The following is a 24,014-nucleotide window of genomic DNA, read 5'->3' as shown; positions in this document are numbered from 1 at the left end:
AAAAAGAGGCCCTCCTAATAAGAGGGCCTTCTACAATTATTTTAAGAAACCAAAGTGTAGTTCATCAGTCTGCTCTTTTGAAGGAACAGATGGTGCATTCGACATCATATCACTTGCTGTCGTTGTCTTAGGGAACGCGATTACATCACGAATATTATCAGTTCCGGCCTTAACCATTGTGATACGGTCTAGACCTAGAGCAATACCACCATGTGGAGGTGTTCCGTACTTAAGCGCATTTACAAAGAACCCAAATTGATTAGCAACTTCTTCTTCACTCATACCAAGAACTTCAAACATTCTTTCCTGAACTGCACCGTTGTGAATTCTAATTGATCCACCACCAAGCTCGTACCCGTTACAAACGAGGTCGTATGCTTGAGCAGGAAGGTCGCGAAGAGTTTTATTGCTAACATTGATCTCTTCGTTCATAAATTTATCCATTTCACTAATCTTCGGAGAAGTGAATGGGTGGTGTTTTGCATAGAATCTTGATTCATCAGTTTCAAAACATGGGAAGTCATTTACCCATAGGAATGCGTAACCGTCTTTGATAAGACCAAGCTCGCGCCCTAGGTGGCGACGAAGAGCATCTGCACTATCGTGTACAATTCCCTCTTGATCTGCAAAGAATAGCCATGTTCCATTTTTTGCATCTCCATCTAAATCAGAAAGACTTGATAAACTTGCAAGAACCTCTTCAGTAATGAATTTAGAGATACCACCAGAAACGGCACCATCTTCAACTTTAAAGAATGCAACACCTTTTCCACCGTGAGGTTTTACAACATCAACGAATCCATCAAGAACCTTACGAGAAAATGTTCCCATTGAAGCTGGTACGAACATCGTCTTAACCATTCCACCACTTTCAATTGCTGATTTGAAAACACCAAATTCAGTATCTTTAAAAATGTCTGAAACAATATGTTGCTTTAATCCAAAACGTACGTCTGGTTTATCTGAACCGTAGTCTCTCATTGCATCGTTGTAATGCATAACTGGAATTTCAAAATCAGCGCCTAATTCAAAGATATTTCTCATAAGATCAGTTGCGATATTTTTCATATACTCTTCAGTAGCAAATGAAACCTCAATATCGATTTGAGTAAACTCTGGCTGACGGTCAGCTCTTAAGTCCTCGTCACGGAAGCACTTACAGATTTGGAAGTACTTATCAGTTCCACCAATCATAAGAAGTTGTTTAAGTGTCTGTGGCGACTGCGGAAGAGCGTAAACGTGACCAGGGTGAACACGAGATGGAACAACGTAGTCACGAGCACCTTCTGGTGTCGACTTATAAAGAATTGGTGTTTCAACTTCGATGAAGTCGTTTGCACTCATTGTATTTCTTACGTCTAGAGTAATTTTAGAACGAAGCTTTAGAATATCTTGAAGCTTCTTTGTTCTTAAATCTAGGTAGCGGTACTTAAGCTTGTTATCTTCTGTCGCTTCAGTTGCACCATATGGAAGAAATGGAATATTATTAATATCACACTCTGATAGAACTTCTAGTTCAGTTACGTGAACTTCAACTTCTCCTGTGGCCATATTCTTATTTAGCGCTTCTTCAGGACGTCCTGCAACAGTCCCAATAACCTTGATAACTGATTCAAGATGACATTTTTTAAGAAGATCAGCGTCGCCCTTGAAGTTTGTGAAGTTAAGTTGAGTTACACCAAATTTATCTCGTAAATCGATAAAAGTTAGACCACCTAGGTCGCGGTTCTTATTTACCCAACCGCATAGTGTTACTACATTACCGATGTGCTCGGCCCTTAATTCTCCTAAATTGTGAGTTCTCATCAAACCCTTAATCTGTGACATGCTAATCCTCTTGATATATAGTTTTTTGGTATGAAATTTATAACAAATTCTTCACATATTCTCAGTACATTTTTTGTATTTCTACTATTAACGCTAGGCACACATTCACATGCCCAATTTATTAATCCGAAGTGGGCCGAGAAGATCATGATTACGCCAAAGAATAATGAGATTAAAGTCTCTTGGGCAGTATCAGAAGAGGAAAAGCAACAAGGCCTAAGTGGACTAAAGGCCAACAAGATGAAGAAAAGTGAAGGCCTCGTTTTTGTCTATCAACAAGAGATGCCACTAAAGTTTTGGATGCCTGATACTCACTTTGATCTCGATATTATTTTTTTAGATAAGAACTTTAAAGTTATTGCTATTGAAACACTACCTCATTATCCAAGTCGCAATGAACCGCAAAAGATTCCAACGACTAAGGTTTATCAAGGTCAATTTGTTTTAGAATTGCATGCCGGTATGGCAAAGAATTACGGAATTACTAAGGGCTCCCAACTTAAATGGAAGAAAGCCCTCGATCAGAAGTTTCAGAAGTCTCTGGGAATAAAATAAGATACTCATCACGAGCGATATAACCTAAGTGATCACGGACAAGTTTCTTTTTATAGCGGTGATTATTTCTGATTAAATCAAGCTCTTTCATTAGGCCATCATTCTCTGCTTTTAATAGAGTCACTTCATGGTAAGCCTGATCAAGCGTCGATTTCTTATCAAAGTATTCAATTACCCCACCCTGAGAAAAAACTAAGCGGCCTAGAAGGAATAAGCAAAATCCCCAACATAACTTCACACCCCAGTGCGTAAGCTCACCTTTCTTTTTAGATTTAGATTTTACTTTTCTCTTAGCGCTTACCGCAGTCTTGGCCTTAGCAATTGCCTTTACTGGTGTTTGGTCAGCATAATTAACAGCTGCAGGAGCTGTTGTCTTCTTTCTAAGAGGTGAAGACATTTCAATATTATCTGCTTGAGTAATTGGTTTTCTTGTTGGAGCTGCACTTGGTGAAGCTGAAACTGATGGTTTTGGTGCTGCACTTGCTTCACGTTGAGCTCGTTGTGCTCTAAGTTTCGCCAATACAGACGATCCGGATTCACTTGATGCTCCTTCATCACGAGATGGAGCAGACATTGGTCTTGGACGAGCACTTGTTGCAGATGCCCTAGGCATTGGAGGCGGCGTTCCCATTGGGGCAGAAGCACGACTCGGTGCACCTGCAGGAGTCCCTCTTTGATCTTGTCTCGAGGCCATCTTTGCACGATTTCTTTCAATCGCTTTTTGCATTGCTGCACTTCTTGAATTTTGCTCTGAACTACTATTAGTCGTCGATGCAGACCCTGACGCAGAAGGTCCACGATTTCTTCCTAGTGAAAACTGCAAACTTACATCCTGTTTTTTGCGAAGTATTCCTCATGAATACTTTTTTTCCCAATATCAATATTTTAATGCGTTTCAAAATTTCACACAAGTAGTTTTCTCACGGAAAACTTATCGTGACAAAGCGCACAAAGGCGATTCGAAGTTTTTTTATTCGTTTACGAAAGAAGATTTTGAGAAGTCGAATAATCAAAATTTGTGTTTAAAGACTCGATTTGAAGCCAAAACTTTCTGATAGTTGCCAACTCAATTAGATATAATTTCAAAGTCTCATCAAGTCCTCTTAGAATCTGAGCATCACTATCAAGCTCTCCTTCTTCAAAAACTAAAGATAATTCTTCAAATATTCGGTGAAAGCGATCTTTCGGCTTTAGAATGAAATGCTTTTCAGAAATACTAAACTCTAAAAGATTCATTTTCTCTTCTAGGGCCTTTTCCAGACGTGTGAAAAGAATACTTGCGATACACACATCGCCAATTGGACCTAGTTTCAGTCTTTGTCCGCTCCCCTCAAGCTTATGGCTTTTAAAGTTAATGCGAATGGCATCGTCACTTCTTTGATACCACCAGCTAAAGCCCGGGTCAGAGATATTGCAAATTAAATCTTCCTCTAAAGGAAAGCGCTTATTAAAAATTTGATCATAAATAACTTGAGCAAGATCTAAGTTAGGAATTTCGTAGTAAAGAGATTCGGCCACTTCACTCTTTTCAATTCGTAGTGACTTAAGTGTCGATACATCGCCAGAGCTAGCTAATTCGAATGTTTCACTAATATTATCTGTAATTACACCACGAATACTAAAAGTCGAACTACTTTTAACGATATTGTATACGAAACCAGAGGTTTGAGGATATTCAACACACGATTCTGATTCAGACTCTAAACTTTGTGAGCCAAAAAGAAATTCATTGCGAAAATCTTCATCAGCTAAAAATTGTTCTTGTGTATTAAGATTAAAAGTCTCTTGTGTAAGAAAATCAAACTCGTTGTGCACTAACCCCTCCATAGGCAATACATATAATTATAATTTAATAACTTTTGATACGTATTGGCAAGAATTTGAAATTACAAAGAAACTAAAAAACTGCGACGAAAATCTTTAAAAATAAAATCACAATCATCGGAGAGATATCAAATGGAATATCCATTTCTGGCAACATACGACGAACAGGGCCACATGTGTAATCAGAGAGCTGCTTTATTCTTACACAAATTGGATGTGATTTATATTGAGGGATATAAGAAATAATCACATCAATAATGAGAATAAAAATATAAATATCAATTAGTGTTCGAATCAAAATACAACCCCTTTGAACTGCTAAATAGGATATATAAGAAGCCTAAAAAGTTCAAGGGATGGTTAGCAAATAAAAGCTTACCTATTTCACGATACTGGCCGGAATGCCCCTTCCAAGCTTGTTGCAGGCGATTTCATATTTATTCTGACAAGATAGCTCAAGATACTTTTGTGCCTTAGCATACTCCCCATCTTCCTGATAAATATCAGATAATAAGAAACAGGCTGGAGCATTATTTTCTTGTTCACAAACATATAAGTAGAAATCGCGTTTGAAAAGAATGTAAAAGATTGCCATGATAAAAAAAACAGAACCCATGAAGGCCCAGTTCTTCTTATAGCTTCTTTTTGGTGCTGTATATTCTTGATCGCTCATTCAAATAAACTCATTTGTGAACCCATGACAATATCGTCAAAGGAGATACCCATAAATTTTAGCACATCAGTTGCAACTGGTGATAACTGTTTATCAATATAATGCTGATAATCGATGTCCTTAGGCGCAAAAACAAGAGGAACAGGGCCATGAAGCGTCATTAAGTAATCGATTTTTCTGATGTTCTTATCAGGTTCTCTCTCCTGCAATAACCTTGCGGCCTTTACATGAGGAGGATTTGTTTTTGTGTATTCGCTGATATCTTTTGATAATCGTTTTGAATAAACCAATTGCCTATCAAAAAAACCATTCTTTAAATCATTAACGTAATTCTTAATATATTCATTTAAAGACTCTGAATTAAAAAACCTCTTATAGATTTCATACTGAAAGCTTTTAGCGGCTTTCGTCCAATCAGAACGAACAAACTCCATTCCAGAAAAATATAATTCACCATTTTCAAAAATTCCGGCATAGCGCTTCTTTGCACCCATTTCAGAACTTCGAGATTCAGGGATAAACAACTTCTTAAAGCATTTCTCATATTCCATTTCAAGGTGAGACTCGAGGTCGTAATCTCTTTCGATTAACTCCGTTAAGTGAGTTGTTATTTTGCGTGCTAGATCTGTACCGGCCTTATCCTTTTGAGATGATTCTAAGAACTTTAATTTTATGAAAACAGAATCAGTATCACCATAGACAACTTCGTAGCCAAGAGAGCGTGCATAATTCATGGATTCATTAAGAAGCCACTGACCTGTTGATGTTATCGATGTCGCTAGATCCGCGTGATAAAAGCGGCAACCACCAGAGCCCATTACACCATAGAAAGAATTCATGAGAATTTTAACGGCTTGAGATAAGTTCTTATCCTGCCTTGTTTTTGCTATTTCACGCTGTTTTAAAAGAAAGTCAATTTGTTCTGGAAGAATATGCTCTGTCTTAGAGAAAGCAACTCCATTTTTAAGTATTGTTGAATTCACATCCCCTTTTAAGCGCGAAAGTGGATCAATCTTAAAAGTTTTAATAATTGTTGGGTAGAGAGATTTAAAATCTAAGACCACAACATTTTCATGAAGGCCTTTCGTTCCTTCAATAACAAGTCCACCCAGAGATGCACTTTCCTTATCAATATCTAAGGTATTTCCCGCAATAAAACCTTTACGGTGTAGGCGTGGTAAATAAATATGATCAAAAGCACGTGTTGAACTTGATAAACGATCAATTAACATTCCACTTAATTGTACGCGACGATAGAGATGTTCAATAATTTCTAACTTTTTATAAATATCTAAAACAAGAGTACAGTCGAGAATATTATACTTTGCAAGAGCATGCTTTTCTTCTAAGAAACGTCTTGTAATTTCTTCAACTTTATCCATTCCTGTTTCGGTAATATCTTTATTTGCACCAAGAACTTCAGTTGCAACAGTATCAAGTTTAAAATTTTCAAATTGATAAAATGCTGCTCTTAAAGTTGGAGGGCCATCAATAACCTGACGACCAGCTATTGTTGAAAACCAACCGGCTCCCTTTCTTTCTCTAAGACGTACTTGCGAGCCATCACGGCCAAGATTAAATTTAATGCCAAATTGTTGGCACTTGCGCTCTAAAAATTTTAAGTCAAAACCGATAACATGCCATCCGACAATGAAGTCAGGGTCATAATCAGGAAAATCATTAATGAATGCAATCATTAACTCTTTTTCACTTCGATAAAAAGTTGTTAACTCATCATTAGTATATTGGCCGCTTTCATCAACCATATAAACTTTCTTAATATCGCGATCACCTATTTGATGTATCGCAATCGAATACAGATCATTGCCCATACTCGTTTCAATATCTAAGGACATGATATTAAAATTAGGCGTTGGTTTTTGGGCGGACTCATGAATTCCCAAAGCCTTCATTTGAGGATTGTGGAAGACACGCATATTGCCAATCATTTGAACTTGACCTTGAATAAGTACTTCTCCATTTATGAATCTCTCCATAAGGAAGCGCTCATTTGGCCTAACGTCACTTTCATAGGTACGAATCCCATTTTTATGAAAGTGCTCTCTCGTATCCATAAGATCTTTATGACGATTAAAATAGATACCATCTAAAGTTCTGCCATTAAAGGCCTTAAGGTTTAACTTCTTTCTTTCTCCTTGAAAGCTAAGATTTAAATTAGCATCACTTTCAATAAAAAAAAGTGGTCTTTCATTAGAGATAATTACTTTTACGACATCTTCAGGTGTTTTAATCCAAAAGATTAAATCCATATGATTTGCCTGATCAACGACCTGATCGTGAATGATAAAACCTTGTGTACTCGTGATATTCGTCATAGACAGAGCGTAGCTTATTTAAAGCAATTTGTTAAAGAGGATTTAGCCTTTTTTAGCATTTTCTTAAGTTTAGACATTGGTAAAAGCCCCGATATGCAGGGCATGACAATAACAATCGTATTCACAGTATTCAATTTAGTTTTTTTAGTGGATTTCTTTTCGGAGAAAGATGACAAGGGCAAGAAGTATCGCTTACTAAGCTATATGTTCTTTGGTGTCTTGGCACTCTTATCCATTCAAGTTTTCCAAAACCCTGTAATGAGCGTGGTATTTACAGCACTATCACTTCTATCCCTAGGATTCGCTCTTTTAAATGAATTCTTAAATCCCCCTAAGAGTTCGAAAGAGAGGGTCTACAATGGCCTAGTGAATATGCTCTTACCAGTTGCGATTTACTTTATTGCCCTAAGATGGTTCCCTTCACAAGGAAATCTCGTGGCAGCAGAAGGAGGACAAGATATTAATCGCAATATCTTCATTATCCAAACTCTTCTTGTTCTGGGCGTAGCTTTCAAGTATTCCCCTACCCTCATCTTTACCAAAAAAGCTACGAAAGAACTTAATGAAGATATCAAAACTATCAAGTTATAGTCCCATCTGGGGCTAGATCATGTGGCCATGATTACCCGATCTATGCTAGTGTGTAGATACTTAAACGGAGATAATTATGGCCACTTTTAAATCAACAAAACACTTCTATGGCTTCCCATGTACACACCGTCAATGGAAAGCAGATTCACATTGCCGATTCGTTCACGGATACTCACGCTCATTCCACTTTGAATTTGAATGTTCACAGCTGACTAAGGAAATGTGGGTAATGGACTTTGGTGATCTTAAAGACGTTAAAGCTTGGCTTGATGATATGTTTGATCACACTTTCCTTGCATCACAAGACGATCCATTTATGGAAGAATTTAAAAAACTTGATGAAGCTGGTGTTGTTCAACTTCGAGTGCTTCCAAATGCAGGAATGGAAGGAACGGCCGAATTTGTTTATGAGAAAATGTCTGAACTAATTAAAAAGAAGACAGACGGTCGCGTTTGGATTTCACGTCTAGAAGTGAAAGAAAACGAGAAAAACTCAGCTATTTATATTCCATAATTCTTGTCGTGGGTTCATTATATTTCGAGTATATTGGGCCCATAACTATCCCTAAGCAAATAATTCCATTTAGAACAAATAAACACTGAATAAATTAAGAAAATTTAAGTCAATTTCGATGAGTTAAAGACTTGAATAGTATTGTATTGAGTAATATAAATTTATCTTAATACTTGACCAAAAAGAAAGCCTAAAGGATGTCACATGAAAATAGCGCCACTAAACTCTTGGATAAAAATTGATGAAAAACCACTTGTTATCGCAGGCCCGTGTTCTGCGGAAAGTGAAGAGCAAGTATATCAAATTGCAAAAGAGCTCGTGGAGAATGGCAAAGTGGACGCCTTTCGTGCAGGAATTTGGAAGCCAAGAACTCGCCCTAATACATTTGAAGGTGTAGGTCTTGTTGGTCTTCCTTGGATGGAACAAGTTAGAAAAGATTTTAATATTCCAATTACAACTGAAGTTGCCAATGCTTCTCACGTTGAATTAGCACTAAAACATAACGTTGATATTCTTTGGATTGGGGCACGTACAACTGTTTCACCTTTTGCTGTTCAAGAAATTGCAGAAGCTCTTAAAGGTGTCGATATTCCTGTTATGGTGAAGAACCCAATCAACTTAGACCTTGCTCTTTGGATGGGTGCTATCGAAAGGTTCTCAAATGTAGGTCTTGATAAACTTGCTGCGATTCACAGAGGTTTTTCAAGTGCAGAAAAAACGAAATATAGAAATAAGCCTTACTGGGCAATTCCAATTGAATTAAAAAGACTTATGCCTGAGCTTCCAATTATCTGTGACCCTTCACACATTGCAGGGAATCGCAACCTAATTGGAGAAGTATGTCAGAAGGCCATGGATATGAATATGGATGGTGTGATGGTTGAAACTCATATCACTCCAGAAAAAGCATTAAGTGATGCCGCTCAACAGGTAACTCCAAAAATGCTTCACGATATCATCACTCACCTACAAGTAAGAGATGCTATTGGACACAATGATGGCTTTGAAGACGAACTTAATAAACTTAGAAATAAAATCGATCAAATTGATAATGATATCCTAGAGTTTATGCATATGCGTATGAATATCGTTAAGCAGATTGGTGCACTTAAGAGTGCAAATAACGTAACTCCACTTCAAGTAGGAAGAATGGATACGCTAATGAATGATCGTATTGCTAAGGGTGAAAAGCTATCTCTTGATCGCAGATTTGTTGAAGAGCTATACCACGCAATTCACACTGAATCAGTTAGAGAACAAACTCGAATGATGAATGATTTTAAGAAAGAATCTTAAAAAGTGATATAATTAAATTATGAAAGTATCTGAAAGAGTGGAAGGAATTGCTCCGTCTGGAAGTATCCAGATATCGGCACAAATTACAAACCTTAGAAATCAAGGAAAGGATATCATCGGTTTAAATATCGGTGAGCCTGATTTTCTACCAAAAGAAAGTATTCTTGAAGCAATCTATGAGGCCCTCAAGAAAGGGAAAACTAAGTATTCTTCAGTAAGTGGTGAGCCAGAGTTAAGGCAAGCTATTGCAAATTACTTTAACAAACGTTGCAATACTCAGATTGGCCCTCAAAATATTCTCGTAGGTAATGGCTCAAAGCAAATTATTTTCAACTCTTTTCAATCAATTCTAGATGAAGGTGATGAAGTTATCGTCCCTATCCCATATTGGGTAACTATTCCTGAAAGTATCAAGCTAGCTGGAGGAAAGTCTGTTTTTGTTAATTCACAAGAAGATTTTCACCTTGATCTTGATGCAATTAAGAACGCTATTACATCTAAGACAAAAGCAATCTATATCAATACACCAAATAATCCATCAGGTGCTGTGTATACAAGAAAAGAATTAACAGAACTTGGAGAGCTTGCTATTGCTCATGATTTAATTATCGTAAGTGATGAAGCCTACGAGTCTCTGACTTATGACTGTGAATTCGTCTCACCTCTTATGCTTGGTAAAGAAATCGCAGATCGTTCAATTTCAATTCAAAGCTTTTCAAAATCATTTTGTATGACAGGCTTTCGTGTCGGTTACATGATTGCCAAGGAAGAATTCATTAAGAAAGTTGATAGTTTTCAAGGTCATCTTTGTGGAAATATTCCACCTTTTACTCAATATGGTGCAATCAATGCCATTGAGCATAGTGATGAAATTATTGGCGATATGCTTAAGACCATGCATGAGCGAAAAGCTCGTGCCTATGAATTATTTTCTCAACTCTTTAAAGTCTCTAAGCCTCAAGGAGCATTTTATCTATTCTTAGATATAAAACCATTTATTGAAAAAGGTATCGTAAAGGATTCTATTGAGATGGTTCAAAAGCTAATTGAAGAAGCTGGTGTCGCTCTTGTTCCAGGAAAGTTTTTTGGTCAAGATGATTATATTCGCCTAGCTTTTACAGATTCTGTTGAACGTATTGAACAAGCTTATGAAAATATAAAAAAGGTTCTTTGTTAATGAAAGTTGGAATAATTGGTTTCGGACGACTTGGTAAGTTAATTTCAAAATACCTAGAAGAAGATTTTACAGTTGAGGTTTATGACATCAACGAAAGTGTAAAAACGGAAGTTGAGGCCATGGGTTGTCACTTCAAGTCTCTTAAAGAAGTTGCAAGTAATCCAATCGTCATCCCTTTTGTTCCAATGAATAAATTTGAATCAGTCATTAAAGAAATAGCACCAATGTTATCAAAGGATGCTCTCGTTGCTGATGTTTGTTCTGTCAAAGAAATGCCTGTTGAGGTGATGAAGAAATACTTACCTGAATCAGTAAGTATCCTTGCAATTCACCCAATGTTTGGACCGGACTCAGCAGGTGAAACATTATTTGGAACAAAGATAGCGGTTTGTCCTGTTCGCATTGAAGATAAGTATTATCAAAAGATCTGTGCCTTTATGCGTTTTCATGGGATTAAAGTTATTGAAACAACTGCCGCAGAACACGACAAACAAATCTCACACTCTCTTCTACTCACTCACATGATTGGGAGAACGCTAATGGATATGGATGCGAAAAAACTTCCTATCGATACTAAAGGTTACCGAAGACTTTTAAAAATTCTCAAGACTGTCGAAAATGATTCATGGGAATTATTCGCGGATATGAATGAGCATAATCAATATGCCAAACAAACCCGTGAGGACTTTATTGAATCATTTAATAAAGTAGTTAAAAGGCTTGAGAATTGAATAAAGGCATGAAGGTAGCATTTCAAGGCACCAAAGGTTCTTACTCAGAAGAAGCACTCTATAAATATTTTGGTAAAGACGTTAAGGCCGTGGGCATTGCCCTAAGTGAAGACGTATGTAGCGCCCTTGAAAATGAGGAAGTCGCTTGTGCCATCTTACCTATCGAAAATAGCATCGTCGGAAACGTCGATATCAATATGGATTTAATTTTTAAACATGACTTCTTTGCCATTGGCGAACTCTACCTAGAAATTAACCATTGCCTTATGGCCAATCAGGGTGTTGATGTAGCGGACATTAAGGCCGTCTACTCTCACCCGATTGCCTTGGCCCAATGCCATGGCTTTTTTAAAGATCAAGGCCTAAAACCTGTTGCTGAATTCGACACGGCAGGTTCTGCCAAAATTATCTCAGAGTCGAAGTCTTTGAATGAAGCCTGTGTTGGATCTCGTCTATGCGCTGACTACTACGGCCTTAATATCATTCAAGAAAAGATTCAAGATGAAGCGGCAAACTACACGCGCTTTCTAATTTTCGTCAAAGAAAAGAATATTCCAACAGGAATTGGGAAAGAAAAAACAAGTATCGCTTTCACAACAAAGCACCACCCAGGAGCTCTTCTAGGGTGCCTGCAAGTTTTCGCTGACTACAGCATCAACTTAACAAAACTAGAATCCCGCCCTATTCCACACGAGCCGTTTAAATATATCTTCTACGTGGACTTCATGGGTGCCCTTCACAATGACAAGGTTCAAGAATGCCTTAAAGAGTTAAAGCGCGACGCTAATGACATTAAGATTCTTGGAAGTTATCCTGCTGGACAATTCTAAGCCTTAACCTTTCGAATCGCGATAAAAGAGATGTCATCGTACTTAAGCCAAGCATCTTCGTTTTGAATTTTACAAAACTCAGCGAGGTTTTCAAATGACTTATCAAAAATCCCCTGTCCAATAAGTTCAGTAAGGGAGTCATGAGGGATATTGTCGAATAAACCATCACTTCCAATGAGAATGGTGTGACCTTTTTTAATATTGGCCCCAGAAGTTGATTCAATTTTAATGACGTCATCACCCATGAGGTTATTAACGTAATTTCTTTCAGGGTGAGCAAGGGATTCTTCCTGACCTAGAACTCCGGCCTTAACCATGTGGCCAACTCCAGAGTGTGGAGTGGAAGTATAGATTTCATTGCCGTGGGCATTCCAATAAAGAATTTCCGAATCCCCAACGTGGTAGAAACGAACCATATCATCTTTGATCTGGGCAAAGGCAAGAGTTGATCTTGCTCCGGCCTTAAGGTCAGAGACGTGTTGATTGGCCGTTTCAATAAGTTCAATACAATTACTTCCATCTTTATACTGGGCCACAGCTTCAACGATAGCAACGGCCGCATCTCGGCCACGTGGATGTCCTCCAGCACCGTCAGAAACCCCAACAACAAAAGATTTCTCTTCACCACTAATAAAGAGTGCATCTTCGTTATTGTCATTAGTTTCTTTTAGTTTGTGTTTAGCTATGAAGTAACCAATTCGATAATCACCAAAATCGAAAATTTCATGTTCAAATTCTTGTATATCGGAAACAATTTTCTTAAACGGCATCTGACCAATCCATGGTTTCTAGGTGATAGCGAAGCATACTAATATTCTTAAAACGATTTAAGATCATCCCACGTTTAAGTCCACAAATAATGTACTTAATCGATGGTGATAGCTTTTTATAATGCTTCTGTCCTCCTAGGATATCATAGAAAATTCTGATGATTTTGATAATATCTTCATCGCGATTATCTTTTTTCGAATCGCCCCAGTGGTGAAGATCGATAATCTTTAAATCAAACTCTAATCCAAAGCGACGAATAATAATATTTTCAGTATGAAGGTCACCATGATACTCACCTTCTAAGTGGATTGATTCAACACCGACAACAATCGAATAAAGTAAGTGGATGGCAGAAAAGATTTCCAGACGCTTATTCTTTTGTTTTTGAATAAACTCTCCAAGCATCTCCCCTTCAATAAACTCAGATGTTAAGCAGGCAACTTTTTGACCTTTAAGAGTAATTAATTCATGCGATAGGCAGTCCATAACAATTGGACTATGTTTAAGCTTTTCAAGCTTCAATGAATATCTAGTGCTTACCTTGAATTTCTTATTTCTTTGCGGGAAGTAAATTTTTACGGCCCTTTCAATATTGGTGTGTTTTTCTCTTACGCGGTAAACTTCACCTTCGTAACCAGAACCAAGTTTCTCAATGACAACATAACGCCCGGCAAGGGTGCGCCCAGGAACAATATCAAACTCTTCAATCTCAACTATATCGCCTGTTTTAGTCAAATGGTCCTCCACGGTGTGTATGTAGCATATCGGCTTGAGAGTGCATTTGCTCAAGCATAATCTTCTTAACCTCACGTCTTATTATAATAATTTCTAAAACAAGAAAGACGGCAAAAACGATATAGAAACCGATGGATTTAAAGAAGGCCCAACGTGAAGTTGATTCATAAATAGCAAGGTAGCCCATAAAGATTCCATTAAAGAGTAAGAAATAAGCCAAGTGGTACTCGATCTTTGTCATGATCTCTTCGGGAATATTTGCTTTCTTTTCCATATCTTCCATCATGGTAAGCATTAAGCTTTTTCCTTGCCTAAGATTAAAGATCAGAAAGCCACTTAGAAAGAGGCCTGTAAAAAATGGCTGAAGCTTAAACCACACACCATCGTGTCCAATTAAAGAGATTGGTCCAAGAACTAGAATGATAATGAAATTTAATTTAGAAATAGAGTGAATATGTTTAAAGAAGATCTTTTCAAATATGATTTCTATAATCGCCAGTGAAAGACCACCAATAATGGCAATCTCCACTGTCTGTGTTTCTTCCAGATACCAATAAAGAAGCGCTGGGAGAAACGATATTAGAAATAAGTTATTCTTTTTCATCTCATATCGGATTATGCAGCATTTCTTCTTTTCTGGCAAAACTCCTCAAATTCTTCTTTAATACAACTTGGTTCAAGAATTTCAATTTGATCGCGCATTGAATATAGCCAGTCAAATAAGTATAGCGACTTTTCAACTGAGGCCGCCCAAATGATTTCTCCATACTGATTTGTTGTTGAGTATGGATGACCAAGAAAGATTAAATTACTAATTGGAGGTAACTCAAAGCCATAATTTAACTTTAGAACTAAACGCTGGTCACTTCCATCAATATGTCTTAAGGCATTGATATATTCTTCAATTTCAAATCGTGAATACATGGAAGAGTAGTCGAATTCTTGAAATTCAATATCATCGACTTCGTTCATATCAATAGTGATTAATTTCTTAGTCACAACATCTTCACTAATGACTTTATATAGATTTTGAGAAAGAACGACTCGCCAAGGTCTAACTTTCTTTTTTGATTGATCTAAGAAAGTAAACTCACACACTCTTCCTTCTTTACAAGCGGCCTGGATATCTTTGATCAATTCACGATGTGAAGTATTCTCCAGTAATACATCTCCATAATCTCTACGCCAAGAAAGTGGCATTAATAAGAATTCATCATCCTTAGGGCGCAGATCAATCGACAACCCATAAAAGTGAGACTTCTCATAGAACATATAGAATTCATCTCGATTAATGTGATTTTTTCTTAGGAAAGTAACCAAACTGATTGGCTTTCTAATTTCTTCTAAATTAAACAAAATATTCCAAAAATTTTGATCTTCCATAGACGAAAATGACGTCATTACAGCTCCTTAAATAACCTACTATATTTATCGGATATGGCCATCATTTCCTTTAGTGATTTTTATAAAATTTAGTGCGATAATATTGCTATGGTATTGAAATCACTACTTAGAAATCCAGTACTAGGATTCGGAATATTAATATTTATTATCTTTATCTTTCAGTTAAGAGAAAACGGTGCCTTTCAAAAAAGAGCGGATAGTATGCTTGCAACTTCATGTCGTTCAGTAAAAGTGCGTCTTGATAAGTATATGCACCCTTCTTGGAAGATTGAATGTAATAAAAATAATCTCGAAGTGACAATTCCTGTTGATGAAAAGATCGTACCAGAAGGCACTGACAAAGAAATCCTTCGCCAAGAAATGTATAAGGCGTTGGCCAATTCTTATATTTCAATTTCACGCTATGCTATGGATGAAAGTCTTGAGCGTACGATGATGGTCGTTGTGAAACTTGTTCACCCAAAAATGATTCTCTCTTCTCTTTCAGAAGGGAAATATGTCGTGAAGTTAAAGACTCTTAAGAATAAGAATAACCTAGCTCGCCACATCCATCAGACTATCCAAGTCCAAGAGGTCGCAGAATAAGTCTGCCTTCTCTGCTTTAAAACAAGTCGTGTGTCCATTAACGTCTAAGCAATACTGAAATGCGTGTAAATAAAGACGCTTATCTTGTTCTTTATTATATTCTTCGTTATAAAGCGGATCCCCGATAATTGGAAGGCCAGCATTAGAAAGTTGAACACGTATCTGATGGCGATGTCCTTCGTTGAGTGTAACCCTAACTAACGTAAGATTCTTCCTTTCGTGATAGTAGAGAGAATCTACCTTTAAAGTCGCTTCCACTCCAACATCATTCACAATCATCTTCTCACCTTTAATTCCACTTGAAACGAGACGATCTGTTAGATGTAAACTCTCTTCAAGCTTGCCACTTACGACGGCCAAGTAAGTCTTCTCTTTTGCAATTTGAGAAAAAGAATTACGAAGATTCTCATGGATGAGCTCATCTTTAATATAGATAAGCACACCACTCGTTAACTTATCAAGGCGATATAAAAGGCCCTTCTCATAATCCGAGCGAGGGTTTCCAAGGCTTGGAAGATTAAAGTGATCACGCATGAAATTAAGAACAGTATTTGTTTCACTATACTCCATAGGGTGTCCGTGGATTCCCTGTGGCTTATTTAAAACGATAAAAATATCATCCTCATAAATCACTTCAATAGCAACTCCTGTGTAGATAGGATTGACGTGATAGCGATTTAAAAGGTCTCTTGGCAGATATAGCTCACTCTTAGGAGCAAGATGCGACTGAAGCGCAACCTTTGATATATAAGAGGTCTTGATTGCTTTATTGGAAAAATGGAGCTCCCCTTTAAGGAACTCCTTTAATGTATCTTTTTCAGTGAGATTACAGAAATTATTATTGTGCTTCAACTTTGTGGCCATTATCTTCTAGATCACGTTTTCTAATCATAAATTCAACTTTACGATTTTCATTATCAATCTCCATTTGAGATCGACCAGGAAGATCAGTTAAACGAGTATCACCATAAAATACCGTTGAAATTCTTTCTGGATTGATCCCTCTTCTAATAAGAGATTTAGTGGCCGCAGTGGCACGGGCCGATGATAACTCAAGAGCATCACTCTTACCATCATTAGAAACTTCACCGCGAGCAGCATAACCCATAACAAAGACTTTCCAATTTCGCTTTTTAAGAAGATCAATCATTCGCTGATAAGAAGATACCGCAATCTTTGTTGATTCAATTTCAACAGAGCCGCGTTTAAAATAGATTTTATCTTTTATACGAACAACGATCCCTTCAGATTGTTCATATACTGTCACATTTTCGCTTAAGTTAAATTCCTTAAGGTCGTGGCGCATATTTTTTAAAACTTCTTCAGAGCCACGATTAATTTCGTGTTTATCAAGTAACCCTTCCATTGTAAGAAATTCAATTGGAAATGGTTTGATTGGAGTTTGTGATTCCATCATTGTTGGAAAGTTATCAGGAGACTTCCCCTTTTGAATAACTTCACCCTGCTGAAGAACGTTACCACCAAAGGCATTGCGAATTGAACCAAGGGCCGCTTCATACTTAGCAGTCTCAGTCTTTGCAAAAGAAAGAAGTAGTACGAAGAATGTTAGTAGAAGTGTTACAAGGTCAGAGAATGTAGCCATCCACCCCGGAAGGCCAGGAACACACTCAGGACACTTTGCTTTACCACCATCATCTACTACTGCAGCACTATCATCTGCCATTTCTTACTCCTTGATTACCTTTAGTATTTATTCCTCAAATACTGGTTTTTTTATTGGTTTTAAGCCTATTCTTCACCTTCATCCGAAGCAGATCTTTCACTTGGCGGAAGGAATGAATTAAGTTTTTCAATAATCATACGAGGGTTTTCACCTGCAACAATTCCAAGTGTTCCCGCTACTACAATACTCATGGACATAAGTTCCATTTGTGATCGGTATGAAATTTTATTTTTAACAGGTCCTGCAAAAACGTTGGCAATAATCGCACCATAGAACGTTGTCAGAAGGGCAACGGCCATGGCCGGACCAATCGCCGACGGATCTGAAAGGTTCTGAAGCATCTGTACCAGACCGATTAGGGTCCCGATCATTCCCATAGCAGGGCCATCTGCCGCAACACCATCAAAAACATCTGCCCCAGTCTTGTGACGAGACTCCATTGAATCAATATCCATTTGGAGAATCGAAGCAATAACTTCAGGAGGTCTGTTATCCGCTGCAAGAGTCATCGCCTTCTTCATAAACGGATCATCAATTTCAGCTTTCTCTAAAGCAAAAACTGACTCACGTCTGGCAAGCTCTGCTAGTTCTTTAATTTTGTTAATTTTGTCTTTAGGATCAACTGGCGTGAAGAAGATCGATTTCATTGCAATTGCAACAAGACCTTTTACAACCTCCATTGGCCAACGATAAAGAGTTACTCCGATTAGACCTAGACCAACAACAAGTACTGAAGGGACATCAATGAAAATTGAGATCGCCCCACCTGACATAATGGAACCCATGATTCCACCTACTGCTAATACTAATCCAATGACTGATGCTATATCCATACAACATTCCTATGAAAATTTTCCTATTTCATTCTAAGTATCGGAAATGAGAAGTCTTACCTTAATAAAATTTTAGTAAGCACTTTAAATTGCATAGTTGTGGAAATTTCTACCGATTGAAGATGTTCAGTAAGGAGAATAAAAAAATGCCCCTCTCACTAAACCTAAGCTTAATAAGAAGGGCATTAAGGAGATTATTGAGAAACAAGTCCTATGTTTCCAAAAGATTAACTGACTATTTTACTTTAGAAGTATCGACACCATTCTCTTGAAATGTTGTGTCGAGAAACTTAAGCATTTTTGATCTCAATTCATCCATTGAAACAGTATCATCAAGCATTAACTCTTTCTTAATGAAATCAGTTGGTACACCTGAGATTTCAACTAAATCATTTAATTGCACCATAACGTCCTTGTTGTGAGTATCTTTGTTCTGTGTTGTCTGTGTTGTGTTGTTTGTCATATCCATTGACTTCCCTCTCCTGCGACAAATTTTCAACGATCCATGTTGGAGCAATCCTTTGCTTCACTTTGTCACAAAAAAATCATATCTAGCGTGATATTTGAATGTCAAAACTAACAAAACAGATGTAAGAATTTATTAGATTTTTACATCCTTAAAGAAAACCTTAAGAAAGCTATTAGCTTTGGCTTTTAGTTCGAAGAATTCGCTCTCAGCGTCACTCAGTAGAGTGATTCCTCCTCCTGCCCCGTATAGAGCGAGGTTAGAAGATGATGTAATGTCTAAAGAACGGATATTTATAGATGATTTATAAATATTGTCAAAATTTAAAATGGTAGAACCTGTGTAAATTCCTCGGTCTTTGTTTTCAATATTTTTTATCAATTCAACGACTCTTTTCTTCGGTGCACCAGTGATACTTCCTCCTGGAAACAGGGAGGTAACTAAAGAGAGGTTGTTGCACTCTTCTAGCTCCACACTTATTTTAGAGTACTGATGAATAAGTCCTGGCACATAAAAAAATTCGCGCATTGATTCAACTTTTGAAAAGTTTTTTCCAATGGCAGACAGATCATGTCTTAAGAGGTCTGTAATTATATTGAGTTCACTTGTATTTTTGACGTCGTTAATTAAGAAGTCTTTGCCAAGATGATCGGCCACAGTTCCCTTGATTGGTCTTGTTGTGAGTTTTTTTCTTTCCTGGTCATACTCGTATAAGCATTCTGGAGAATTACTAATAACGAGACGCTCTTCAAATGGAAGACTTAGGATATGTGCAAATTCACCGAGCTTGGGATAAAGCTCTATACTTAAAAATGTATTAATCAGATCATCTGTATTTGAAATTTTTAACTCGATAAGAGAAGTTAGATTTAGCTGGTAACAATTTCCGGCCAATAAATTTTCATATGTCTTATGAAATAGATTTTCATACTCATCTTTAGTAATAATTTTTTCTACTGTAGCTGTCGTTTTCTTATGGGCTTCTGTAGGCCTTATAATGCTTTTCTCTTCAAAGTTTATAAGTGTTGCAAGGCTTAGCTCTTCTTCAAAGTAAGGGGCATCAGACAAAAAGTAATGGCCTAATTCATAATGCAGAGATTGCACATGCCAGCAGTGTCCTAATAAGTCTTTTAAAGCAGCAACAGAGAAGTCCTGTTCAGTTTGACGGAGTCGATCGTAAATTTTCTTATTTGTTATATGAAGGTATTTTGAAGGCCTCTCAAGTTTTAAGAAGCCTTCTTCATGTTTAAAGAGAGCGTAAGTCGATTGACTAGTTTCTGCCATCGTCTTGTGCATAGGCGATATTTTCGAAACTTGTATGCGCACCAACGAATGTTAGCTTTGCAGTTCCAACTTCACCACCACGGTTTTTACCAACGATAACTTCTGCAATCCCCTGATCTTTTGTATCAGGGTTATAATATTCATCACGATATACGAACATAATAATATCCGCATCCTGCTCAATTGATCCAGATTCACGAAGATCCGAAGTCATTGGACGTTTGTTAGGACGAGATTCAACCCCACGGTTAAGCTGTGAAAGTGCGATTACCGGACACTCAAGTTCTTTGGCCATATTCTTTAGGCCCCTTGAAATTTCCGCAATCTGCTGTTCACGAGGAAGCATCTTATTGTGTGAACTCATTAGCTGAAGGTAGTCGATAACAACAAGTCCCAGACCCTCAGATGCTTTGATCTTACGACACGCAGACTGAATATCAAGAAGGTTTGTCCCAGCATTATCATTAATATAAATTGGCATATCAGCAAGTTGCTGAATCCCCTGCCCAATTTTTCTTAAATCTGTTTCAAGGAACTCTTTTGTACGAATTCTTTTTGAATCGATCTTCGCACGTTGAGTTAGAAGTCTCATTGAAAGTTCCTTGGCCATCATCTCCAGAGAGAAAAGAGCAACTGGAAGTTTTGAGAACTCACAAGCATTCTGTGCAACGTTTAGAGCAAGAGCAGTCTTCCCCATGGCAGGACGGGCAGCTAGAATAATTAACTGACCAGGTTGCATACCAAGTAATAACTTATCAAGGGCACCATAACCAGTCGGTACACCATGAATCTCACCGGCAACGCGCGATGTATCTTCAATTTCTTTAATGTTTTCTTTTAGACACTCATTAAGCTTAATCATACTTCCTTGCTTGGCCTCGTTTGTAAGACCAAAGAAGATTGATTCTACTTCCTGAATGAAGTCTTGTGCATTTCCAGAGAAAGTTGCACCTTTGTCCGCTACCTTTCTAGCTTGGCGAACGAGGTCTCTAAGAGACGCCTTGTCTTTTACAGTCTTTGCATAGTGACGAAGGTTTGCACTTGATACCTGATCTTCTGTAATATCAAGAATGAAGTTCTGACCACCAATTTCATCAAGGCGATTGTGGTCTGAAAGATATGAACAAATTGTTACGTAATCAACAGGGTTATTCGAGTGAACCATATCTTTAATGGCATCGAATACAATTCCATATTTCGGATTATAAAAATCCTTTCCCTCTAATTTTAAATCAGAGATTTCATCAAATGACATACTATCTAAAATTAAGCATGAAAGTAGAGATTTCTCAGAAAGAGTATCGTTTGGAAGTGTTCTTGCGTTGTTCGAGTTGTTTTGCTCAACCATATTCTGCCCCATAATATGATTAGAAAAAAGAAGGGAGGCTTAAAGCCCCCCTCTTTAATATAAGAAAAAAATTAGCTTCTTAGGATTCTATTAGCTTCCATCTTAAGCTTTTCTTCTTCAGACATCTCACCTGAGTTGTCACCAGAAGCAGCAGCTTCAGCAGCTTCTTTAGCAAGAAGTTCTTGAGCAGCTTTCATTGCAGCAAGTTCTTCAGCTTTTTTCTTGTTTTCTTCTTCTTGAGCAGGATCCATTTTTACAGTTACTGTAAAAGTAGCATCTACACCTGCGAAAACCTTAGCTTTAACTTCGTAGCTACCAATCGCACGGATTGGGTTTTCTAGAAGAAGGTGTCTTCTTTCTACATCGTGACCTAGTTTACCTAGTTCAAGAGAAAGTTCGTGAGTAGTAACAGAACCAAATAGTTTACCGTTAGTACCAACTCTTTTGATAAGTTCAATGTTTAGTCCATTGATTGCACCAGCAACTTTTGTTGCAGATGCTTTATCAGCTTCAACTTGCTTAGCAAGTAGTTTCTCAAAGTGCTTAACCTGAGCTGTGTTTGATTCATCAGCTAGAACTGCAGCACCATTTGGAATTAGGAAGTTTCTTGCATAACCAGCTGAAACGTTAACGATCTCACCAACGTTACCAAGAGACTTTACAGTTTCTTTAAGAATAACTTTCATTTTATATCTCCTTATTATTTTTAAAAAATCTTCTAAAGTTGACCCAATAGTCTAATAGGCCAACAATCGCAATAAAACGATGAGCAAAGAAAATAGTCATAATCGCAAGAATTGAGCGAACAAACCCAGTCACCTTAATATATTTTAAGAAGTCTAAGTAAACACCCATTCCTTGAAAGAAATAGAATATTCCTAAGCAAAGTAAGATATTAAGGCCAATAACCTCAACAATCTCACCACCAATATACTCTCCACCTAAGAAGAGAGCTAGCCCAATAACTACGATAAGGGCAAAGTACTCTGGCACTTGAAAGCGCACAAAGTGCTTTAGACCAAATTTGTAGCCATGAAGCATTTTCCATAACTTTGCATTTCTTAAAAGCATGAAAACTGTTAACCATAAAATAAAGAACGTACTTACAAAAATAACAGAGAAGCCCCATTGATAGATTCTCTTAATGATATCTTCTGGGTTTTCAAAAACACTTTGGTAAGTTGCTGCGACTTCACCACCGCGAGCAATTAATTCTTTATAATCTGGTGAATTCTTTAATTGTGACAAACCTTCATTTACTGAAGTTGTAATCGTCGTCGAGATTGTTGAAGGAAAAATCACTTCAATTGTTCCCAAAAGTCCGAAGATCACAAGTAGGAGTATAAATCCTCTCTTTAATAATCCTTTTACAGGATCTTCATTGCGTAAAATCGTAGCGGCACTCAAGTAACCAATGATAACAGCGTAGAATAAAACGTACGCAGAGTTAGCAAGGATTAAAAAAGAGTCGTTCGATTGTGCAGCAATAAAGCAAAGAACGATCATTACACCGAAAGTCACAAGCGTCTTTAAGTTTCCATAGATTAAGAAAGCGAATGCCACTGGAAGTGGTGAAAATACACCTAGTGGATAAGCAACACTTAAGATCAAACTCACTACACATAAGAAAAGTAACTTCCCAATTGTGAAGTTATCTTTTGAGATAAGTGTAAATGTGTTTGGTTTCTTATCGTTCATTATCTTTTTCTAATTCCCTTAAGACTAAGTTCTCAACGCTCTTAGTGAGCGAAGTCACCTCTAACGTGAGATACTAGACCAATATTTCTTGCTCTCTTAATTGCAGATTGTGCCCATCTGTGGTGCTTAGTAGAAACACCTGTAACTCTTGCTGGTTGAATTTTACCAAACTCGTTGATAAGCCAGTTGTAAGTTTTTGGATCTTTCCAGTCTGCAGTGATGCTGTTTGCTTTGAACCAACAGTTCTTTCTCTTAGCAAATCTTCTCTTATCTTTTTCTGCACCTTTTTCTAGTTCATCAGTTTGTGAACCTGGGTGTGCTTTTGAGAATGGAGTTTTGTAAGCTTTAACAACAGCTTCTGCGTCTGCGTTGTTGTCTGCTAGTTTAATGATTAGATACTTGTGAACGTCTTCGTTGATTTTGAAACGTCTTTGAAGTTCTGTGTTTAGGTCTTTGTTACCTGAAACGATGAAATAGATGTAGTTACCTGTTTTAGCACCGTTCTTGGCAGTTTGAGCAAATGTTCTCATTCCCCAATCATCAGTTAAAAGGACTTCACCTTCGTAATTTTTTACAACTTCTGCTACTAGGTTTTTAAGGCTAGTTTGTTGCTCTTCAGTTGCGCCCGCGTGAGCTACTAATGCTAACTCATAAATCATACTTTATCTCCTGGACAATAGTTATTATTGGCCTCCCTACCACAGGGAAGCGAGTAAATTAACGGTCAAATGTGGTGCTAATCTATCAGCAACAGCGCTTTGTGTAAAGCGACTTCGGGTACGCGCCACCTTTACGTGATTACAATACGTTGGACAATACAAGGAGGGTCAGAGATATGTAGTTTCAGTCACT

The 24,014-nt window shown here is 37.5% G+C and carries 27 protein-coding genes; 8 read left to right on the top strand and 19 right to left on the bottom strand.

Going from position 1 to position 24,014, the window contains the following annotated elements; all coding sequences use genetic code 11:
• Positions 1-36: 36 nt before the first annotated feature.
• A complete protein-coding gene (aspS, locus tag C0Z22_RS00715; protein ID WP_233189672.1) occupies positions 37-1,827 on the bottom strand; it encodes an aspartate--tRNA ligase in 1,791 nt (596 codons plus the stop codon).
• Between the two features lie 30 nt (positions 1,828-1,857).
• Here aspS and C0Z22_RS00710 point away from each other — a divergent pair, with 30 nt between their 5' ends.
• Entirely contained in the window at positions 1,858-2,382 is a 525-nt protein-coding gene (locus C0Z22_RS00710) for a DUF192 domain-containing protein (RefSeq protein WP_103216410.1), read from the top strand.
• Here C0Z22_RS00710 and C0Z22_RS00705 read toward each other — a convergent pair.
• The 5 genes from C0Z22_RS00705 to C0Z22_RS00685 all read right to left on the bottom strand — a co-directional run bounded on the left by C0Z22_RS00705 (position 2,327) and on the right by C0Z22_RS00685 (position 7,215).
• Positions 2,327-3,205 carry a septum formation initiator family protein gene (locus C0Z22_RS00705; RefSeq protein WP_103216409.1) on the bottom strand — a complete coding sequence of 293 codons (879 nt, stop codon included), beginning with the start codon at positions 3,203-3,205 and terminating at the stop codon, positions 2,327-2,329. The two genes, C0Z22_RS00710 and C0Z22_RS00705, sit on opposite strands and share 56 nt — an antisense overlap.
• 155 nt (positions 3,206-3,360) lie before the next feature.
• A complete protein-coding gene (locus tag C0Z22_RS00700) occupies positions 3,361-4,197 on the bottom strand; it encodes a hypothetical protein (RefSeq protein ID WP_103216408.1) in 837 nt (278 codons plus the stop codon).
• Positions 4,198-4,279: 82 nt separating this feature from the next.
• Positions 4,280-4,504 (bottom strand): YggT family protein, encoded by a 225-nt coding sequence (locus C0Z22_RS00695; RefSeq protein ID WP_021266446.1) that lies wholly within the window; start codon positions 4,502-4,504, stop codon positions 4,280-4,282.
• A gap of 81 nt (positions 4,505-4,585) precedes the next feature.
• Positions 4,586-4,879, bottom strand: a complete 294-nt coding sequence (locus C0Z22_RS00690; protein WP_103216406.1) for a hypothetical protein — start codon at positions 4,877-4,879, stop codon at positions 4,586-4,588.
• Entirely contained in the window at positions 4,876-7,215 is a 2,340-nt protein-coding gene (locus C0Z22_RS00685; protein ID WP_103216405.1) for a DNA polymerase II, read from the bottom strand. Before C0Z22_RS00685 ends, C0Z22_RS00690 begins: the two co-directional genes overlap by 4 nt.
• A gap of 102 nt (positions 7,216-7,317) precedes the next feature.
• Here C0Z22_RS00685 and C0Z22_RS00680 point away from each other — a divergent pair, with 102 nt between their 5' ends.
• The 6 genes from C0Z22_RS00680 to pheA all read left to right on the top strand — a co-directional run bounded on the left by C0Z22_RS00680 (position 7,318) and on the right by pheA (position 12,354).
• Positions 7,318-7,806 (top strand): hypothetical protein, encoded by a 489-nt coding sequence (locus tag C0Z22_RS00680; protein WP_146037740.1) that lies wholly within the window; start codon positions 7,318-7,320, stop codon positions 7,804-7,806.
• 76 nt (positions 7,807-7,882) lie between these two features.
• The gene (locus C0Z22_RS00675; protein ID WP_103216403.1) at positions 7,883-8,320 is read left to right on the top strand and encodes a 6-carboxytetrahydropterin synthase; all 438 of its coding nucleotides are present in this window, start codon (positions 7,883-7,885) and stop codon (positions 8,318-8,320) included.
• Between the two features lie 204 nt (positions 8,321-8,524).
• Positions 8,525-9,616: a chorismate mutase gene (locus tag C0Z22_RS00670; RefSeq protein WP_103216402.1), complete on the top strand. Its 1,092-nt coding sequence runs from the start codon at positions 8,525-8,527 to the stop codon at positions 9,614-9,616.
• A 19-nt stretch (positions 9,617-9,635) separates the two neighbouring features.
• Positions 9,636-10,793 (top strand): pyridoxal phosphate-dependent aminotransferase, encoded by a 1,158-nt coding sequence (locus tag C0Z22_RS00665; RefSeq protein ID WP_103216401.1) that lies wholly within the window; start codon positions 9,636-9,638, stop codon positions 10,791-10,793.
• Positions 10,793-11,524: a prephenate dehydrogenase/arogenate dehydrogenase family protein gene (locus C0Z22_RS00660; RefSeq protein WP_103216400.1), complete on the top strand. Its 732-nt coding sequence runs from the start codon at positions 10,793-10,795 to the stop codon at positions 11,522-11,524. Before C0Z22_RS00665 ends, C0Z22_RS00660 begins: the two co-directional genes overlap by 1 nt.
• An 8-nt stretch (positions 11,525-11,532) precedes the next feature.
• Positions 11,533-12,354: a prephenate dehydratase gene (pheA, locus tag C0Z22_RS00655; protein ID WP_146037739.1), complete on the top strand. Its 822-nt coding sequence runs from the start codon at positions 11,533-11,535 to the stop codon at positions 12,352-12,354.
• On the opposite strand, the gene C0Z22_RS00650 is transcribed toward pheA, so the two are convergent.
• The 4 genes from C0Z22_RS00650 to C0Z22_RS00635 are packed head-to-tail and all read right to left on the bottom strand — an operon-like array spanning position 12,351 to position 15,261.
• On the bottom strand, positions 12,351-13,124 hold the full coding sequence (locus C0Z22_RS00650; protein ID WP_103216398.1) for a PP2C family serine/threonine-protein phosphatase: 774 nt from the start codon (positions 13,122-13,124) through the stop codon (positions 12,351-12,353). The genes pheA and C0Z22_RS00650 overlap by 4 nt on opposite strands.
• Entirely contained in the window at positions 13,114-13,860 is a 747-nt protein-coding gene (locus C0Z22_RS00645) for a protein kinase (RefSeq protein WP_158246754.1), read from the bottom strand. Before C0Z22_RS00645 ends, C0Z22_RS00650 begins: the two co-directional genes overlap by 11 nt.
• The gene (locus C0Z22_RS00640) at positions 13,853-14,464 is read right to left on the bottom strand and encodes a septation protein IspZ (protein WP_103216396.1); all 612 of its coding nucleotides are present in this window, start codon (positions 14,462-14,464) and stop codon (positions 13,853-13,855) included. Before C0Z22_RS00640 ends, C0Z22_RS00645 begins: the two co-directional genes overlap by 8 nt.
• Before the next feature lie 11 nt (positions 14,465-14,475).
• Positions 14,476-15,261, bottom strand: a complete 786-nt coding sequence (locus tag C0Z22_RS00635) for a WYL domain-containing protein (protein ID WP_103216395.1) — start codon at positions 15,259-15,261, stop codon at positions 14,476-14,478.
• 90 nt (positions 15,262-15,351) lie between these two features.
• Here C0Z22_RS00635 and C0Z22_RS00630 point away from each other — a divergent pair, with 90 nt between their 5' ends.
• Positions 15,352-15,849 (top strand): hypothetical protein, encoded by a 498-nt coding sequence (locus C0Z22_RS00630; protein ID WP_146037738.1) that lies wholly within the window; start codon positions 15,352-15,354, stop codon positions 15,847-15,849.
• Here the strand turns inward: C0Z22_RS00630 and C0Z22_RS00625 are convergent.
• The 9 genes from C0Z22_RS00625 to rpsR all read right to left on the bottom strand — a co-directional run bounded on the left by C0Z22_RS00625 (position 15,799) and on the right by rpsR (position 23,821).
• Entirely contained in the window at positions 15,799-16,713 is a 915-nt protein-coding gene (locus C0Z22_RS00625; RefSeq protein ID WP_103216393.1) for a pseudouridine synthase, read from the bottom strand. The two genes, C0Z22_RS00630 and C0Z22_RS00625, sit on opposite strands and share 51 nt — an antisense overlap.
• Entirely contained in the window at positions 16,688-17,533 is an 846-nt protein-coding gene (locus tag C0Z22_RS00620) for a flagellar motor protein MotB (RefSeq protein WP_103216392.1), read from the bottom strand. The genes C0Z22_RS00625 and C0Z22_RS00620 overlap by 26 nt, the downstream gene beginning before the upstream one ends.
• A 65-nt stretch (positions 17,534-17,598) precedes the next feature.
• A complete protein-coding gene (locus tag C0Z22_RS00615) occupies positions 17,599-18,366 on the bottom strand; it encodes a motility protein A (protein WP_103216391.1) in 768 nt (255 codons plus the stop codon).
• Positions 18,367-18,601: 235 nt separating this feature from the next.
• Entirely contained in the window at positions 18,602-18,835 is a 234-nt protein-coding gene (locus C0Z22_RS00610) for a hypothetical protein (RefSeq protein WP_021266251.1), read from the bottom strand.
• Between the two features lie 132 nt (positions 18,836-18,967).
• A complete protein-coding gene (locus C0Z22_RS00605; RefSeq protein WP_103216390.1) occupies positions 18,968-20,128 on the bottom strand; it encodes a chorismate-binding protein in 1,161 nt (386 codons plus the stop codon).
• Entirely contained in the window at positions 20,103-21,464 is a 1,362-nt protein-coding gene (gene dnaB / locus C0Z22_RS00600; RefSeq protein WP_233189671.1) for a replicative DNA helicase, read from the bottom strand. The genes C0Z22_RS00605 and dnaB overlap by 26 nt, the downstream gene beginning before the upstream one ends.
• Positions 21,465-21,535: 71 nt before the next feature.
• Complete coding sequence (rplI, locus tag C0Z22_RS00595) at positions 21,536-22,150, bottom strand: 50S ribosomal protein L9 (protein ID WP_103216388.1); 615 nt, start codon at positions 22,148-22,150, stop codon at positions 21,536-21,538.
• Between the two features lies 1 nt (position 22,151).
• Positions 22,152-23,162 carry a DUF2232 domain-containing protein gene (locus tag C0Z22_RS00590; RefSeq protein WP_103216387.1) on the bottom strand — a complete coding sequence of 337 codons (1,011 nt, stop codon included), beginning with the start codon at positions 23,160-23,162 and terminating at the stop codon, positions 22,152-22,154.
• Positions 23,163-23,203: 41 nt separating this feature from the next.
• Complete coding sequence (rpsR, locus tag C0Z22_RS00585) at positions 23,204-23,821, bottom strand: 30S ribosomal protein S18 (protein ID WP_103216386.1); 618 nt, start codon at positions 23,819-23,821, stop codon at positions 23,204-23,206.
• Positions 23,822-24,014: the final 193 nt, after the last annotated feature.

The sequence above is a fragment of the Halobacteriovorax sp. DA5 genome (assembly GCF_002903145.1).
In the GTDB taxonomy this organism is placed as follows: domain Bacteria; phylum Bdellovibrionota; class Bacteriovoracia; order Bacteriovoracales; family Bacteriovoracaceae; genus Halobacteriovorax_A.
This window is presented reverse-complemented; position numbering and strand designations above follow the sequence as displayed.